At 60.9% G+C, this 16,434-nt stretch carries 18 protein-coding genes; all 18 read right to left on the reverse strand.

The window, feature by feature from the left end; genetic code table 11:
* Positions 1–526: 526 nt before the first annotated feature.
* Complete coding sequence (locus C8D99_RS07780) at positions 527–1,210, reverse strand: hypothetical protein (protein WP_133957570.1); 684 nt, start codon at positions 1,208–1,210, stop codon at positions 527–529.
* Positions 1,211–1,252: 42 nt separating this feature from the next.
* The gene (locus tag C8D99_RS07785; protein ID WP_133957571.1) at positions 1,253–1,720 is read right to left on the reverse strand and encodes an NUDIX domain-containing protein; all 468 of its coding nucleotides are present in this window, start codon (positions 1,718–1,720) and stop codon (positions 1,253–1,255) included.
* A 4-nt stretch (positions 1,721–1,724) separates the two neighbouring features.
* Complete coding sequence (locus C8D99_RS07790) at positions 1,725–2,663, reverse strand: M23 family metallopeptidase (RefSeq protein WP_243833863.1); 939 nt, start codon at positions 2,661–2,663, stop codon at positions 1,725–1,727.
* Positions 2,647–3,972, reverse strand: coding sequence for a thymidine phosphorylase (locus C8D99_RS07795; RefSeq protein ID WP_133957572.1), 1,326 nt, complete (start codon positions 3,970–3,972; stop codon positions 2,647–2,649). Before C8D99_RS07795 ends, C8D99_RS07790 begins: the two co-directional genes overlap by 17 nt.
* Position 3,973: 1 nt before the next feature.
* Positions 3,974–4,789: a purine-nucleoside phosphorylase gene (locus tag C8D99_RS07800; RefSeq protein WP_166670078.1), complete on the reverse strand. Its 816-nt coding sequence runs from the start codon at positions 4,787–4,789 to the stop codon at positions 3,974–3,976.
* A 33-nt stretch (positions 4,790–4,822) separates the two neighbouring features.
* Complete coding sequence (locus tag C8D99_RS07805; RefSeq protein WP_133957574.1) at positions 4,823–5,716, reverse strand: tyrosine-type recombinase/integrase; 894 nt, start codon at positions 5,714–5,716, stop codon at positions 4,823–4,825.
* Between the two features lie 60 nt (positions 5,717–5,776).
* Positions 5,777–6,316: an NUDIX hydrolase gene (locus tag C8D99_RS07810; RefSeq protein WP_133957575.1), complete on the reverse strand. Its 540-nt coding sequence runs from the start codon at positions 6,314–6,316 to the stop codon at positions 5,777–5,779.
* A 13-nt stretch (positions 6,317–6,329) separates the two neighbouring features.
* Positions 6,330–6,890 (reverse strand): 2-oxoacid:acceptor oxidoreductase family protein, encoded by a 561-nt coding sequence (locus C8D99_RS07815; protein ID WP_133957576.1) that lies wholly within the window; start codon positions 6,888–6,890, stop codon positions 6,330–6,332.
* An 18-nt stretch (positions 6,891–6,908) separates the two neighbouring features.
* Positions 6,909–7,655 carry a thiamine pyrophosphate-dependent enzyme gene (locus tag C8D99_RS07820; RefSeq protein WP_133957577.1) on the reverse strand — a complete coding sequence of 249 codons (747 nt, stop codon included), beginning with the start codon at positions 7,653–7,655 and terminating at the stop codon, positions 6,909–6,911.
* A gap of 16 nt (positions 7,656–7,671) precedes the next feature.
* Complete coding sequence (vorB, locus tag C8D99_RS07825; protein ID WP_133957578.1) at positions 7,672–8,733, reverse strand: 3-methyl-2-oxobutanoate dehydrogenase subunit VorB; 1,062 nt, start codon at positions 8,731–8,733, stop codon at positions 7,672–7,674.
* Positions 8,734–8,761: 28 nt separating this feature from the next.
* Entirely contained in the window at positions 8,762–8,977 is a 216-nt protein-coding gene (locus C8D99_RS07830) for a 4Fe-4S dicluster domain-containing protein (protein ID WP_133957579.1), read from the reverse strand.
* A gap of 45 nt (positions 8,978–9,022) precedes the next feature.
* A complete protein-coding gene (locus tag C8D99_RS07835) occupies positions 9,023–9,811 on the reverse strand; it encodes a zeta toxin family protein (RefSeq protein WP_243833864.1) in 789 nt (262 codons plus the stop codon).
* Positions 9,808–10,761: a methionyl-tRNA formyltransferase gene (fmt, locus tag C8D99_RS07840; protein WP_133957580.1), complete on the reverse strand. Its 954-nt coding sequence runs from the start codon at positions 10,759–10,761 to the stop codon at positions 9,808–9,810. Before fmt ends, C8D99_RS07835 begins: the two co-directional genes overlap by 4 nt.
* Positions 10,758–11,261 (reverse strand): peptide deformylase, encoded by a 504-nt coding sequence (def, locus tag C8D99_RS07845; RefSeq protein WP_338024424.1) that lies wholly within the window; start codon positions 11,259–11,261, stop codon positions 10,758–10,760. The genes fmt and def overlap by 4 nt, the downstream gene beginning before the upstream one ends.
* A gap of 75 nt (positions 11,262–11,336) precedes the next feature.
* Positions 11,337–12,845 carry a S1 RNA-binding domain-containing protein gene (locus C8D99_RS07850; RefSeq protein WP_133957612.1) on the reverse strand — a complete coding sequence of 503 codons (1,509 nt, stop codon included), beginning with the start codon at positions 12,843–12,845 and terminating at the stop codon, positions 11,337–11,339.
* Positions 12,838–13,761 (reverse strand): 4-hydroxy-3-methylbut-2-enyl diphosphate reductase, encoded by a 924-nt coding sequence (ispH, locus tag C8D99_RS07855; RefSeq protein WP_243833865.1) that lies wholly within the window; start codon positions 13,759–13,761, stop codon positions 12,838–12,840. Before ispH ends, C8D99_RS07850 begins: the two co-directional genes overlap by 8 nt.
* Complete coding sequence (miaA, locus tag C8D99_RS07860) at positions 13,730–14,707, reverse strand: tRNA (adenosine(37)-N6)-dimethylallyltransferase MiaA (protein WP_133957581.1); 978 nt, start codon at positions 14,705–14,707, stop codon at positions 13,730–13,732. Before miaA ends, ispH begins: the two co-directional genes overlap by 32 nt.
* 6 nt (positions 14,708–14,713) lie before the next feature.
* On the reverse strand, positions 14,714–16,414 hold the full coding sequence (gene mutL, locus C8D99_RS07865) for a DNA mismatch repair endonuclease MutL (protein ID WP_133957582.1): 1,701 nt from the start codon (positions 16,412–16,414) through the stop codon (positions 14,714–14,716).
* Between the last annotated feature and the right edge of the window lie 20 nt (positions 16,415–16,434).

Here is a 16,434-nt window from a genome sequence, read left to right on the forward strand (position 1 = left end):
CACCAGGACACATTCGCCTCCCTGCCGAAGCTATGATAAGCCATCCCATATAAGGCGTCAACCGCATTCGGGAAATTTTCCCCGTTGTCTGACAAAAGCGAAAAAACCCTCCGGGGGACGTTAGTCCAGTGCGGTTGGAAAAACAACCCGCTGGATCAAATGTCAGCCACCCACGAAAGAATTTCACCGAGTCACGGAGAAAGAGAGAACAGATGAGAACGGATGAGATCGGAAGAGCTCCGAGCTCCTTTCGTCCTCTCTCCTGATGTCCAGGGGCTGCCTTTCAGCACCGGCGGTTTTGCCTTCCTTTGTCCCAAGGGGTAGGATATCCGGGTGAAAGTTCTCAATGAATCAAATATTCTGATGAATGGGGATGAAGCAGGTGGCCCAGCAGGCTCAGAAAATGAATATGACGGCAGTGATTCTTGTTCTTATCGTAGCCGCAATCGGAATCTACATGTTTGTCTCCACCATGAAATAAGAGAACCCCTCTGAAAACAGGGGCCCCGTTCCGGGGCCCCTGTTTTTATTTTGCGGAAAACCAGACCATATCATGTCCCACCCGGACCTCGGTCACCTTGGGAGAGGCAAAAAAATCACTGAATGACAGGACCGGAGCCGCTTTCGCCACGGCCCGTCCCACGTCGGAGGCGGAGATGAAGGGATTGTCGTTGGTCGAATCGTCGAACCTGATCAGGGCCGTCCCGGCTCCGTCAATGACATACTGTCCTGTAAGGCGGATAAGGGCATTCATTCTGAAGGTACCCTTTCTCCTGTACGCACCGAACACCATCACCTTCCCGTCCTTCAGTTCCAGTTCGGAAACGGCGTAGTGGGGCATTTTTTGCTGCAGCCGGGCGAGGAAGTCCTTTTTCAGGATACTCCCCGAGAGACGGCTTTCCCTGTATGAAAGGATCCGTATTCCGTCCCCCGAGCGGGTGAAGAGAACGTCCGGCAACACCAGCAGCAGGCGGTCGTAGACCACTCCGCCGATGTCCGCCCTTTCAAGACAAACGGTCAGGGCTGGAACGGCGCCCCTCCGCAGTTCCTCCTCCGTGGCTGAAATTACCGGAAGAACCGACTCCGCCTGTATCCTCTCCGAAAAATACCGGGCGAAGAGCGCCTCCTCCACAGCGGAGCCTGCCGCAGGGCCGGCCAGAAATACCGCAAGAAGAACAGGAACGGAAAACAGAAAACATCTTCGGCACATCGTCCTCACCTCACCGGAAGAGTGAACTGACCGCGGACAGATTCAGGCATTCTCGAAGGAGGATGAGCGGATCCCCTGTTCGTCCGATAGAATCTTCGCCTCGAAAAGCGGGGCGGTTTCATCGAGAATTTTCGGGGCAAGAAGGGTGTAGAAGGGGTTGATCCCCTTGAGGGACAGACTCTCCCCCGCAGGATGCCAGAAAGGCACGCCCTCGCCGCTTTCCCGGAGTTCCCCTTCAAAATCCCTGGAGGAGAAATAATAGCCCGTGGCCTCGGCCTCTCCGGAGAGAATGTGGGCGATACCACGGAGCCGGAGCGACCGGAGACGATAGCCTGTTTCCTCCTCTATCTCCCGGATGCAGGCCTCCCGGGCTGTTTCCCCCCGCTCCTTCTTTCCCCCCGGGACGGTCACGGTGCCGTTCCACGGAGCAGTCATCCTCCTGTAGAGAAGAACCCCCTTTTCTCCGAGAAGAAAGCAGAAAACGATGGGGAGGGGCGAGCATCCCGGCATGGCTCTATTTCCCCCCCGTAATGCTCACACCCCGGCTGACCGTTTTTTCGAGCATTCCCGCGATAGTGCCCTCGAACAGGGGCTCGGGGTTTACCATCTGTCCCGAGAGGCTGAGGCCGAAGTGCAGATGGGGGCCCGTGGAACGCCCCGTCATGCCGCTTTTTGCGATGACGGCGCCCCTGTTCACCCGGTCGCCTTCCTTTACGGCAATGGAATCAAGGTGGAAGTAATGGGAAATCGCTCCCCCTCCGGAATCGACATAGACGCTCTTTCCCGCGTAGTAATGGTCGCCGGTGAGAATAACCCTCCCGGGGAGGGCCGCCCGGACAGGCGTTCCCGTAGCGGCGCGGAAGTCCATTCCCCCGTGGGGGCTTCTGGGCTTTTTGTTCAGTATCCGCCGCCTCCCGTAGGGACTTGTCACGATACCGTCCACCGGCCTGGCAAGGGGAAGCCCCCATTCCCTGGACAGGGTTATCGTGGAAAGGGCTTTGCCGACGGCTTTTCGTTCCTCGGCAATCCGGGCCAGGACATTTGCCGGGGGCGTCACCATGCTCTCCGGAAGGGTCAGATGATCCTCCTGGTATTTCACCGGAGTCACCCGGATGGAACAGGAGACCTGGCGGCGGGTTCCGTTGGACTGGAGCGTGATCTTCATCACGTGGGACCCCGTCTTCACCTTGCCGGTCTGTGTTCCGAACAGGCCGAGGGCAATGTAATGGTTATTCCATACGGCCACATCGAGGGGTACGCTCCGGCCCTGCCATTCCACGGACACTCCCGTGAGGGGGGGGGAAGAGGTCACCCGTATCACGAAGGGGTTTCCCGCCCCCACCGATGAAGGATACTGTACATTTGCCCGGGCCATGGCTTCACCCGGAACAAGAAACACAAGCAGGGCAAGAAGAATCCCCGCAGCCGAACGCACTCTAGCGGATAGTCCCAAGAACAAAACTCCTTTTCTTTTCCTCTCCCTGCCGGGGAGAGTTCAGTGTAGTCTCCTCCACGGAAAACGCCTTCTCGAAGAACGGAAGGGACTCTTTCAGTTTATCTTTGCTGCCGTACCGGATTTCAAGCAGGGCATCCTCTGCCGATACCGCAGTCCCTGTTTTGACCAGCATTCGGGCTCCCACGGAAAGGTCGATGGGCTCCCCGAGGGACATGCGCCCTCCTCCGAGCCTCTTCACCCCTTCGCCCACGGCCCGGGCGTCGATCCTGGCGACAACGCCGGATCCTTTCGCCCGGACGAAGGCCTTTTCCGGCGCAATGGACAGAACCGCTTCGGGGTCGCCGCATACGCGCCCGTCGCCTCCCTGGGCCTCTACGAGAACCTTCATCTTTTCAAGGGCGCTCCCGTCGTCCAGCTTTTCCGATGCCATGGCGCACCCCTCTTCGAAAGAAATCCCCTTTCCGAGGGACACCATAGCCCCAGCCAGGGAAACGGCCACTTCGCGCACATCGGCAGGACCTCCGCCGCCGAGCACCCGAACTGCTTCGAGTACCTCCACGGCGTTGCCCACCCATTCGCCCAGGGGCTGGTCCATGTCGGTGATCAGCGCCATGGCTTTTTTTCCCAGGTTTTTCGAGAGGGACACCAGGGCCTCCGCCAGGCTTTCAGCGCTGCCGTAATCTTCCATGAAGGCGCCGCTGCCGCACTTCACGTCGAAAACAAAGGCGTCCGCCCCGCCGGCGATCTTTTTGCTCACGATGCTGCTGCAGATCAGGGGCAGGGAGGGGACCGTGGCGGTGACATCCCGGAGGGAATAGAACTTTCCCTCCGCGGGAGCCAGGTCGGCGGAATGGCCCGAAATGGCGCAGCCTATCTCCTTCACCTGCCGGAGGAACTCCTCCGAGGGAAGGTGGGTCCGGAAACCCGGAATGGCCTCCAGCTTGTCCACCGTTCCGCCCGTAAATCCGAGCCCGGGGCCGGAGAGCTTGGCCACCGAAAGACCGCAGGCCGCCGCCAGGGGCACCAGCAGCAGGGTGATCTTGTCACCCACCCCGCCGGTGCTGTGCTTGTCCACCAGGAAAAGGTCGCCGCCGAAGGAGAGCACTTCCCCCGACCGGGCGAGGGCCAGGGTGAACTCCCTCAGTTCCTCGTCGGTGAGCCCGTTGTAGTAGACCGCCATGAGCCAGGCGGCAGCCTGGTAGTCGGGAACCTCTCCCGAGGCGAAGGCCGTCACGAACCGCCGGATCTCCTCTGCCTGATGAACGCCGCCGTCCCTCTTCCGCTCGATGAACCCCAGCATGTCCATGCTATTCCATCTCCCCAAAAAAACGTGTCAGAAGGCGGATCAGCCTGCCCGAAGCCTTGGCCATCTCCTCGAGCACCTCTTTGCCTGTCAGGGTGTTTTCCGTCATCCCCGCACCGTGGTTGGCCACGCAGGAAATGCCGCACACCCTCATGCCCATGGCGTTTGCCGTGATGACCTCGGGAACGGTGGACATGCCCACCACCGTCGCCCCCAGCAGACGGGCCATGCGAATTTCCGCGGGTGTCTCGAAGGACGGGCCGGAAAAGGCCATGTACACCCCTCTCCGGACGAGAATGCCTTCCTTTTCCGCCGCCCGCTCCGCCGCCTCGATCAGCTTCCTGTCGTAGGCGCGGGTCATGTCGGGAAACCTCGGGTTCCACTCCGGCGTGTCGGGACCCCTCAGGGGGTTCGCTCCCATCCAGTTGATGTGGTCGTACAGAAGAACCACGTCGCCCGGGGAGAGGGCATGGTCCACGGCTCCCACGGCGTTGGTGGCGACATAGGTCTTCACGCCCAGGGACGCGAAGACCCGCACGGGGAAGACCACGTCCTCCATGGAATACCCCTCGTAATAATGAACCCGTCCCTGCATGACCGCAACGTATTTCTGCGCAATTTTGCCAAAGACAAGCCTTCCTGCGTGCCCCGGGGCCGTGGACGCCGGCCAGCCGGGGATATCCCCGTAAGGTATCACGGTCCTGTCTTCAAGGGCATCGGCGAAGGCACCGAGGCCCGAACCGAGGACCACCGCAGCCTCCGGTATTCCCGCCGAACGGGAACGGACATAGTCAAGGGCTTTCTGGACCCTGTTCTGCATCTTTATTCCTCCTCTCGAAAAAAGGGAAGGGGCTTATGCCCTGGGATGGGCCTTATCATAAACGTCCCGCAGCTCGAGGTCAAAGTGCAGGTACTTCTCCGTGGTGGCTATGGACGAATGGCCGAGAAGCTCCTGCAGGCTCCTCTGGTCCATCCCCCTCCGCAGGAGGTGGGAGGCGAAGCTGTGGCGCAGCACATGGGGATGGAGCCGTGATGCCGGAATGCCGGCTTTCGCTCCCCTCTTGCGGAGCGTTCTCCAGATGTCTTCCCTTTTCATGGGATTGCCGCTTCGGGTCAGGAAAAGAACATCGGACGGGGCCTTCAGAAGAAGGGGCCTGCCCTTTTCAAGATAGAAAGCCACCCGTTCGCTCACCTGACCCAGAAAGGGAATCGCCCGCTCCTTTTCTCCCTTGCCGAAAGCCCGGAGCACCTTCGCCTGGAAATCCACGTCCCCCAGCCTGAGGCCGCATAGCTCCCCCGCCCTGAGGCCACAGCCGTAGGCCGTCTCGAAAAGGGCCCGGTCTCTCAGTTCGAGAGGCCCTGCTCCTTCGCAGGCCTGGAAGAGACGGTCCACCTCCCCTTCGCTGAGGATACGGGGCAGTCCTTCCTTTCGTCCCGGAAGCGAAGGAAGGCGCACATCACCGCCTCCTTCGCCCTCCTGTTCGAGGTAGCGCATCCAGGTCCTCAGAGCGGCGATGATCCGCTGCTTCGTCGCCGGGCTTTTCTCGCCCCTGGACAGGTGCCGCTGGAACAGAGACAACGTTTCCTGCTCCGGAGGAAGAGGCGGCGCTCCCGCCCCGGCGCAGAAGCTGCCCCACTCCCGGAGGTCCCGGCGGTAGGCCGCTGTGGTATTGGGGCTCAGGCCCCGCTCGAGAAGAAGATAGGAGAGGAAATTTTCCACTGAAGCATCAAAGTCATATAATCTCATAATAGTTACTCATGATACCATAAAAAATCCGGGACCGGAGGTTTCCGGTCCCGGAGCTGGTCAGTTTTTTTCCTGAAAGGCGAGATACCAGGTCAGGGCGGCGAAAGTTTTTCCGTCAACGATCTTCCCTTCCTCCAGCAGCGTCCGGATCTCTCCGGGAGGCACAGGATGAAGGTGAATAAATTCATCGTCGTCCGCCTGAAGCTTCGACGGACGAAGGTCCGTGGCGAGGTACAGGATGAGCATCTCCGTACAGAAGCCCGGAGAGTTGTACATCCGGCCGATCTCCCGCAGCGTTCCCGGGAAGTAGCCGATCTCCTCCTGAAGCTCCCGCTCGGCACACCGGTCAAAGTCTTCGCCCGGTTCCACAAGGCCTGCGGGAATCTCGAGGATCTCGTCGCCGATGGCGTACCGGTACTGCCGGATGAGATAGACCGTGCCGTCGGCTTCCACGGGAAGAACAGCCACGGCGGGGGAATGCTCCACCACCTCCCGGACGGTCTTCCGTCCTCCCGGGATCTCTACCTTGTCTATCCGGAGGTTCAGGATGCTGCCCCGGTAGGCGAGAGTTTTCGAGATTGTCTTTTCCCTGGTATCCATGAAGAAGCCGGAATTATTTGGAAAGGGCTGCCCTTGCCGCCGCTTTCCCCTTCTCGTAGGCTTCGAGGTTCATGGGAAGGAACTTGGGCTTCTTCTTGCCGAGCTTTTCCTTGATGGTCTCCACGCAGACGTCGTTGTTCACTATCCCGCTGGATTCCACCACGGCGCCCAGGATGACGATGTTGGTGATCTTGTCGCTTCCGAGCTCGAAGGCCATGGAGGAGGCGGGCAGGCCGACGGAGGAAATGTCCGTCCTCGAACCGTTGTACTGCACGAGGTCGCTGTTGTACACCAGGACGCCGCCGGGCTTCACCCTGTCAAGGAACTTGGAGAGGGAAGGCTGGTTCATGATCACCAGGACGTCGGCCTTGTCCACCACGGGAGAGCCAATTTCGTCGTCGGAGAGGACCACGCCGCAGTTGGCCGTGCCGCCCCGCATCTCAGGACCGTAGGAAGGGATCCATGTCACGTGCCGTCCCTCCTCGATGCCGGTATAGGCAACGAGCTGGCCGAGAACCATGACGCCCTGGCCGCCGAACCCCGCCGCGAGAAGTGTTTTATAGAAGGCAGACATTGTTGTTCTCCCCCTTTCCTAGTCGAAATCCTTGAAGACGCCAAGGGGATAGTAGGGCATCATGGAGCTGATGAGCCAGTCAAAGGCCTCGACGGGGCGCATTCCCCAGTTCGTGGGGCAGGAGGAGAGCACTTCCACGAGGGAGAAACCCTTTCCTTCCACCTGGTTCTGGAAGGCCTTCTTGATGGCCTGCTTCGCCTTGAGCGTGTATTTCGGCTGGGCGACGGTCACCCTGGTGATGAACCCCGGCGCGGGGAGGGTGGCCAGCATCTCGCTCACCCTGAGGGGATAGCCGTTCACCTTGGCGTCCCGTCCCAGGGGGCAGGTGGTGGCCTTCTGGCCGATAAGGGTGGTGGGGGCCATCTGCCCACCGGTCATGCCGTAGATGGCGTTGTTGATGAAGATCACGGTGATGTTCTGGCCGCGGTTCGCCGCGTGAACGATCTCCGCCATGCCGATGGAGGCAAGGTCGCCGTCGCCCTGGTAGGTGTAGACGATCTTGTCGGGGCGGACGGTCTTCAGTCCCGTGGCCACTGCGGGGGCCCTTCCGTGGGGGGCTTCGCAGTAGTCGGTGTCCATGTAGTCGTAGATCATGGCGGCGCAGCCCACGGGGGCCACTCCGATGGTGTCGTTCTGTATGCCGAGTTCGTCGATTGCCTCGCAGACGAGCCTGTGGGCGATGCCGTGCCCGCAGCCCGGACAGTAGTGGCTGCTCACGTTCGGCATCCAGCTCTTCGGCCGTTCGTACACTTTCACTTCACTCATGATTTTTCCCTCCCTCTTACAGGGCAAGAATGCGCCTGCACTCGTCCTCGATTTCCTTCACGGAGGGGGCGAATCCGCCCGTGCGGCCGTAGAAGGAGACCGGATACCGGCACCCGGTGGCGACCTTCACGTCATCCACCATCTGCCCTGCGTTCATTTCCGCCACGAGAATGTTCTTCACGGTGGAAGGAATGGTCTTGAAGGTTTCGTAGGGGTAGGGCCACAGGGTGACGGGCCGGATCATGCCGACCTTGAGGCCTTCCGCCCGCAGGTTGTTCACCGCGGAGCGGGAGATCCTGGCCGTGGTGCCGTAGGCTGCGATGAGCAGCTCAGCGTCTTCCATGCAGTAGCACTCGCACCGCTGCTCGGCGGCCTTCATGGCCGAGAACTTCTTCTGGAGCTTGCGGTTGTGCTCCTCGAGGGGTTCGGGAGCCAGGAACAGGCTGTGAAGGTGGCTGCGCTTGCCGCCCCGCTCTTCCATGAAACCGAGGGCCCATGATGCATCGGCGGGCTGGTCCTTCGTGGGGCTGGGCTTGATCTCCACCGCTTCCATCATCTGGCCCATGAATCCGTCCGCCGCCACCATGACGGGGTTCCGGTATTTCTGGGCAAGGTCGAAGGCGAGCTGGGTGAGGTCGACGCACTCCTGCAGGGTGCTGGGAGCGAGGACGATAAGATTGTAGTCTCCGTTGCCGCCTCCCTTGGTCGCCTGGAGATAGTCGGCCTGGCCGGGAAGAATGCCGCCGAGCCCGGGGCCGGCCCGCATGACGTTCACGATGACTGCGGGGATCTCGCATCCGGCGATGTAGGAAATGCCTTCGGACATAAGGGAGATTCCGGGGCTCGAGGAGGAGGTCATGACCCGGTATCCCGTGGCGCCTCCGCCGAGAACCATGTTGATGGAGGCCACTTCGCTTTCGGCCTGTACATAGACGCCTCCCACCTCGGGAAGATGGGCTGACATATATTCGGGAATCTCATTCTGGGGAGTGATGGGATACCCGAAGAAATACTTGCAGCCTGCCTGTATGGCGGCTTCCGCTATGGCTTCCGTTCCTTTCATCAATACGCGTCCCATGTCGTTTTTCACCTCCGAAAAGCCAGGATTATTCCTGGATTTTGAACACTTCAATGGCGGCGTCGGGACACGTCACGGCACACATGGCACACCCGATACACCCCTCCTTGAACTGCTCCACGGGCCGGTAGCCCTTCGCGTTGGTCTTCTCCGAAATGCGGAGGACCTTCATCGGACAGGCAGCCACACACAGTCCGCAACTCTTGCAATACTGCTCGAGAACTTCGATGCGTCCTTTCGCCATTGCCTTAGCACCCCTTCCAGACAAAAATGAAATACCACGTGCTCTTTACTCGGCCGCTGCCCCGCTGGACCACATTGCCCCTTCTTCCCAGGGAAGCATCATGTACCTGGAAAGGGGCCAGAGGGGAACGGAAAACGTGCGTGATTTCAGAAGCTCCGCCGCTTGTTTTCTCAGATCCGGGTGCACCCCGGCGTAGAGAACGGGCAGCCCGAGCTTCTCCCCGGCGGCGCACACGGTTTCGAGTCCCCGGACGCAGTCTTCCGCCGATGTCTCGTCCATGAGATGGGAATTGCTCACCAGGGCTCCCACGGACAGGCCGCAGATGCCCTCCATCTTCCGGAGCATTTTTTCGATGCCCTCCACCGTTGACGTCTGGGGCCTGAAGGCGTTCACCACGAGGATGAGCAGGTATCCGGCCTTCTTTATGTCGGGCTCGAACTGCTTCAGCGCAAGGGCCCCTTCCGCGTCTCCGCCGATATCGAGCAGCAATCTGCCGTCGTCCTCGGCGAGGGCGCGGGTGACCACCGGGGAGACCACGGACATATCGGACCACCGGGCGTTCTCCGGGGTGGTGATTATCCGGAATCCCTTGCGTTCAAGCTTTTCGGTAACCTGGCGTATGCAGAAATAGGGGTTGATGATGTCGATGTCGGCTATGGTGACTTTTTCTCCCAGACCGGAAAAGCCCAGGGCGAGATTGAGTACCCATTCCGTTTTTCCGGAACCGAGAGCCCCTGTGACGGCCACCACTTTCGGCCAGCCCGGGGCGGGGAAATTCTGTGACGGGTATCGGGTTATGAGATCGGACAGGACGCTAATGTCGGGTTCGGTCAATGAAGAAAATCTCCTTTCTTCAGGCGCAGCCCCCTGGCCCATTCGGCGCCGTCGAGCCTCCGTTTTCCCTCGGGCTGGACGGTTAGAAGAACGACCGCGCCTTCGGCGGTTCCCACGACGGGAAATCCTTCGTCGAAACCGAGAACCTCTCCGGGAGCGCCCGACAGGGAGCCCGGCTTTGCGCTCCAGATCTTCAGCCGTTTGGATCCTGTGACGAGAAAGGCGCCCGGAGCGGGGTTGAGAGCCCTCACTGCGCTGACTATCCGCGCGGCCGGCGCGTTCCAGGAAACTTCAGCCTCGTTGTTGCTAATTTTCAGTGCATAGGTTGCTGATTCGGAATTTTGCTCTTTAAACGAACAAGTCCCTTCAATGAAGCATTTTACACCCAACAGAAAAAGTTTGCTACCTTTTTCCGCAAGGATGTCCAAAAGTTCACCGGCCGTTTCTGTTTCTCCGGTGAAATGCTCTTCCTGGAGGAGTATGGGGCCCGCATCCATCTGCTCGACGAGGCGGAAAAGAGTCACGCCGGTCACGGGGTCGCCGTTCAGCAGGGACCGCTGCACCGGAGCGGCTCCCCGGTAGAGCGGCAGAAGTGACGGGTGAATGTTGAGACACCCGCAGGCGGGGGCTGAAAGGAAGGGTTCCGGGATCTTCTGCCCGAAGTCCACCACCAGGATCGCCAGTGGAGTTGTTTCCCTGAGGGCGGAGAGAAGAAATTCGTCTTTTCCCACACTTCCGGAGCGGTGAGGTGTGATGCCGAGTTCCATACAGACTTCTTCCACCGGGGAGGCGAGATTCTTCATCCCCCTGCCTCCCACGGAGGGCGGGGACGTCACCACCAGGTCGAAGGTCATCTCCCGGGAGAGGAGAGAAAGACAGCGGGAAGCAAACCGTCCTGCGCCGAAAAACCACAGGACCGGCCGGGTTTCACCGGAAAGGGGGGCAGTCATACCCTCTCCGCCTCCCGCTCCGCCCGGAGGAGCTTTTTTTTCGCCATGTTTCGCTTCAGGGGAGAAAAACGGTCGATAAGCAGCCTGCCTTCGAGGTGGTCCATCTCGTGGAGGAATGCCCTGGCAAGAAAGCCCTCCACTGCAGTCTGCCTTTCAGTGCCGTTCATGTCGAAGTGGCGCACCACAGCCTTCAGGGGGCGCTTCACGTTCCCGAAGATCCCCGGAAAGCTGAGACATCCTTCCTCTCCGTCCTGCTCCCCTTCGGAACTGACCAGGACGGGGTTGGCCAGGACATGAAGCTCACCCTGGTAAAACACCACGGCAAGCCTGAGGGGCACGCCCGCCTGGGGTGCGGCGAGCCCCACACCGTCATGCTGGTGCATGAGCCGTACGAGGTCCGCCACTAGATCCTTGAATCCGTCGCCGAAATCGGTGACGGGTTGTGTTTCTTTTCTGAGAACGGGGTCGGGGTATACCCGAAGATACAGAGAATCCATCATCTCGCCGCACTTTCATTCATTGTATTTTGAAAAGAAAGAAGGGGCGCCTTTGCGGGCGACCCCTTCCACCGTTTTTTACTCTTCCTGCATGGAGTTCCTGAGCAGCTCTCCGATGGTGACGCTGGCCTCCCCGTCGTTCATAACCGGTTTCGGCTGGTTGTCGTGCTCCCGGCGGTCCTGCCTGCCCTTTTTCCGGTCTTCGTCCCTCGGCTTGCGCTGGGCGGGTTCCTCCAGGGCGCTGATGCTGAGGCGCATCCTCCTGTCGGCAGGGTTGATCTCGATGATCCTGGCCACCACTTCCTGCCCCTCGGACAGCACGTCCTGGGGCTTCTCCACCCGCTTCGTGCTGAGCTGGGAGATGTGGATGAGCCCTTCCACGCCTTCCTCAACCTCGACAAAGGCGCCGAAGTCGGCGAGCCGGACAACCTTGACGGTCAGGTCCTGGTCCTTGCTGTACCTGGAGAGAACATCGTTCCAGGGGTCATTGAGCTGCTTGTAGCCAAGGCTCATGCGTTTTTTCTCCATGTCCACGTCAAGAACCACCACGTCCACTTCCTGGCCCTTCCGCAGCACGTCCCGGGGATGCTTGATCCTGGTCCAGCTCAGGTCGCCGATGTGGATGAGGCCCTCGATGCCGGGCTCCACTTCCACGAAGGCGCCGAAGTCGGTAACATTGGTGACGACGCCCCTGGCCTTGTCCTGGGGCTTCCAGCGCTCGGCGGCGCTCATCCAGGGATCGTGCTTCGTCTGTTTCATGCTCAGGGAAAGCCTGTTGGCCTCGCGGTCGATGCCGATGACCTTCACCTTCACGGGGTCGCCCTTCTTGAACATTTCCTTGGGCTTGATGTTCCTCTTCCAGGAGAGCTCGCTCATGTGGACGAGCCCGTCGAGGGGGCCCACGTTCACGAACACGCCGAAGGAGGTGATGCTGCTCACTTCGCCGTCGAGAACCGTTCCTTCCTGGACGTCGGTGTAGAATTTCTCCCGCTCCTCCACCAGGGACTCCTCAACGATGAGCCTGCGGGAGAAGACAAGGCGGTGCTTCTTCTTGTCCTTTTCCATCAATTTAGCTTCGAAGACTTCGCCCACGAATTTCCCCGGATTCACACCCCGGCCTTCCTCGGCGAGATGGGAAATGGGCACGAAGCCCTCCAGGCCGCAGCACTCCACCATGAGCCCGCCCTTGACCTTGCGCAGGCCCGTGACGGAAACCACTTCGTTCTGGGCGAGTTTATTTTCAAGTTCAATCCAGCGCCGGTCGAACTCGCACCGCCACCGGCTGACAAGAAGCTGGGCCTCTTCGCCGTGGCGGATGCTGACCACCTGGATCTGTATTTTGTCTCCCGGGGCCGGTTCTTCCGAATCTTCCACGAGAACCTTGTGAGACCATTCCTTCGCGGGCAGGAACCCTTCGCACTTGTAGCCCACGTCCACGAGCCAACCGCCGTCCACGGCGTTCACGACCGTTCCGGTGACCACCTTGCCCCGGTGAAGCTCTTCAACTTCGCCGTACTGCTCCAGAATGCTCTCCATGCTTTCCATTTCCGTTGTTTCGCCGGACTCGCCGTGGAGTCCTTCAATCATCATTTCTTCCGTCATAACCTTCCATCCCCCTTGACACCTGCGATGTCTCTATTGCGATTTTCAGTTCTTCTATTAGCCAGTCCGGAGTACTCGCACCGGCCGCAATTCCTATTCGTGCCTTTCCGGCGAACCACCTCCCGTCGAGTTCTCCCGCGTGCTCTATCCAGAGGACGTCGCACCCGCGGGAACGGGCTATTTCCACGAGCTTCGCCGTATTGGCGCTGTTCCTGCCTCCCACGACGATCAGGCCGTCCACGGTGCCGGTGATCTTTCTCACCGCGTCCTGGCGGCGGGTCGTGGCGCCGCAGATGGTGTTGAAAACCCGAAGCTCACTGGCCTTCCGGGCGAGGATATCCGCCGCCGCGCCGAAGAACTCCGTTTTTTGCGTCGTCTGTGATATTACCCCCAACTTGTCCTTTTTGCCAACCCCCTGCACTTCGGAAAGTGAGGACGCCACGGACACATCACCCGAAGCGCATCCCACGATGGCCTGCACCTCCGGATGATCGGGATCGCCGAGGACGAGAAGATAATATCCTTCCCCGGAGAGGAGGGCGGCCTTCTCCTGGGCGTTTTTCACAAAAGGGCACGTGGCGTCGGTGACCCGGTTTCCGCATCGCTCCTGGAGCTTTTTCTTCACCCCGGGAGGAACGCCGTGGGCCCGGATGAACACCCTGGCCCCTTCGGGCACCTCCTCGATGCTCTCGGTCACCACGAGTCCCTTTCTGCACAGCCGCTCGACTTCCTGGGGATTGTGGATGGGCATGCCGATGGAGTAGACTTTCCCGTTCCCCTCTCCCGCGGAGACGCACTCGTCGATGCAGTGCTCCAGACTCTCGATGGCCCGTTTCACCCCGAAGCAGAACCCCGTGGGAGAAGCGATCTCAACGATGATTTTCCCCTGTTCCCTTTCCAAGATGCGCCCGGACCTCCTTTTCTATCCGCTCAGACAAGTCCGGCATGGGGCTATCCGTAGTATCATACCATACTATGGGCGAAAATTTGCTGAACCATGTCATCTGCCGCCGGGAAAAGGCCTTCGTCTGGCTGATGTCCCGGTCCGCGGCCTCCTCCAGGGTACACCGGCCCCGGAAATAGTCCACGATATCCTTGTAGCCGAAGCCCTGCATGGAGGGAAAGCGCTCGTCATAGCCCCTCTCGAGAAGCCACTCCACTTCCTCCACGAAGCCGCCGGCGAACTGCTCCCCCACCCTTTTTTCTATGGACTCGAACAGCAGTTTCCTGTCCCGGTTCAGGCCGATGTAGAGCACGTCAAACTCGCCCCTGCCGGGCATCTTTTCCGTCTTCCGGAACCACTCCGATGCAGGCATATTGGTAAGGGTGCTTATCTCCAGCGCCCGGACCACCCTGCGGACATCGTTGACATGAAGCCTTTCCGCCGTCTCCGGATCCGCGAGGGCCAGCCTGTGGTGGAGGGCCCTGTTTCCTTCCCTTTCCGCGAACTCCTCGAACTCCCGGCGGAGCCCCTCGTCCTTCGGGGCGCTGTCGGACAGAAGGCCGCTGAAAAGGGCCTCGTAATAGAACGGTGTCCCGCCCACGAACAGGGGGATCCTCCCCCTGGCGGTAATCCGCCGAACCGCGTCCCGGCTGCGGGCCACGAAATCGGCGGCGGAGAACACCTCGTCCGGGTCAACCACGTCGATCATGTGGTGGGTGATTTTTTTCCGGATCTCCGGCGAAATCTTGTCCGCCCCTACGTCGAGGAAGCGGTACACCTGCCGGGAGTCCACGGAGATGATCTCCGCCCCCAGCCGTTCGGCCAGAAGCAGGCTGAGAGCCGTTTTACCCACTGCCGTGGGGCCGACTATGGCCGCCGCGGGAAAGGGTTTTCGTTCATTCATGGTCGTCTATTCCCTTCCGAAATATGATTCCAGTTTTTTCGCCGTGAGGGAGAGCACCGTGGGACGCCCGTGGGGGCAGTTCCATGGAGACTCGCATTCGAGGAGGTTCCTCCACAGCGCGAGGGCCTCCGATGCCGTAAGCCGGTCCCCCAGCTTCACCGACAGGCCGCAGGCGATGGTGGCCAGTTTTTTCCACAGGATCTCCTCCAGGGCAGCCTCCCGGTCCTCCGTCCACTCAAGCAGCACGGAGCGCAGAAGGCGCAGGGGGTCCTCCGCCATGCCGCCGGGCAGGGACGGGTAGGCGGTCAGGGAAATCTGCCCGTCCTGTTCGCCGAAGGCAAAGCCGACGGCCTCCAGCCCGTCCCGGTGTTCCCGCACCGACACGGACAGGGAGGGTGCCACGGGCAGCGCGAGGGCGCACTTCTGCACCGTCACCGACCCCGCCGACAGCCTTCCGGCCCGCTCGTAGCCGATCCGCTCGTGGGCGGCGTGGGGGTCCATCACGGCAAGCCCCTCCTCCGTCTCGAACACCAGGTACCCCGAGGCGACCTGGCCGAGAAAGCGGAAATGTTTTCCCTGCTCTTCCGGCACAAAAGGAGTTTCATCCAGGGCGGCCCCTGTGCCGGCGGGCAGCTCCGAGGCCACCCGGGCGAAAAGATTTCCACCTTCGGGAGAAGAACCTTCATCCCGGAAAGACCATCCCCCGCTCCTTCCCGCACCGCCCCCGGAAGTGCCTGAAAAAGAGCGGTCCCGGTCAGGAGAATGAGAAGGAGAAAAGGAGGGGACCGCGGCCCCGGGAAGAGAGGGAACCCTGCCGGAAAGCTTGAGGACCGCCTGCTGGATGGTGTCGAACACCTCGCCGGGGTATCTGAACCGCACCTCCGCCTTGGTGGGGTGGATATTGGCGTCAAGCAGCTCCGGGTCGAGGGAGAAGAGAAACACCCAGTTCCCGGGACAGGCCCTGCACAGGGACCCCGCGGCGCTCCGTATCAGCGGGTCGGACACCGCCCTGCCGTTGACGAAGGAGGTGACGAGGCTCCTGGTCTTGCCCGGAAAGGGGGCCCACCAGCACTCCAGGCTGAGGTGGGACGCACCTGTCTCACAGCGGCGAAGCTCACCGGCGTCTCCCCAGAGATCCCTGAGCAGCCGCTCCCGGTCGCCGTCGCCGGAGGAGGAAAAACCCGCCTTCCCGTCACGGCTCTCTGAAAAGGCCACCGACGGGTACGCCACGGCGAAATCCCGCAGAAGGGACGACACCCTCCGTTCCTCCGAAGCCGCCGACTTCAGGAACTTCCTTCGGGCCGGAAGGGTGTAGAAAAGATCCTCCACGGAGAGCCGGGTGCCCCTGCGGCATGAAACGGGGGTATGCATCACCTGCCGCCCCCCCTCGATGCGGAGGAGGCCTCCCGTCTCGTCTCCCTCCCGCCGGGAGCGGACTTCGAACCTGCTCACAGCGGAAATGCTGGCCAGGGCCTCTCCCCGAAAGCCCAGGGTCCGGATGCGCTCCAGCTCCTCCACGGTGCGGATCTTGCTGGTGGCGTGCCGGGCCGCCGCGAGGGGAAGCTCGTCAAAGGCGATTCCTTCGCCGTTGTCCTCCACCACGATGCGGACCTTCCCCCCCTCATAGAGGGAGACCTTCACCTCCGTGGCGCCGGCGTCGAGGGAGTTCTCCACCGCCTCCTTGACCACGGACGCGGGACGCTCCACCACCTCCCCCGCCGCAATGC

It is taken from the genome of Aminivibrio pyruvatiphilus (assembly GCF_004366815.1).
Lineage (GTDB): Bacteria > Synergistota > Synergistia > Synergistales > Aminobacteriaceae > Aminivibrio > Aminivibrio pyruvatiphilus.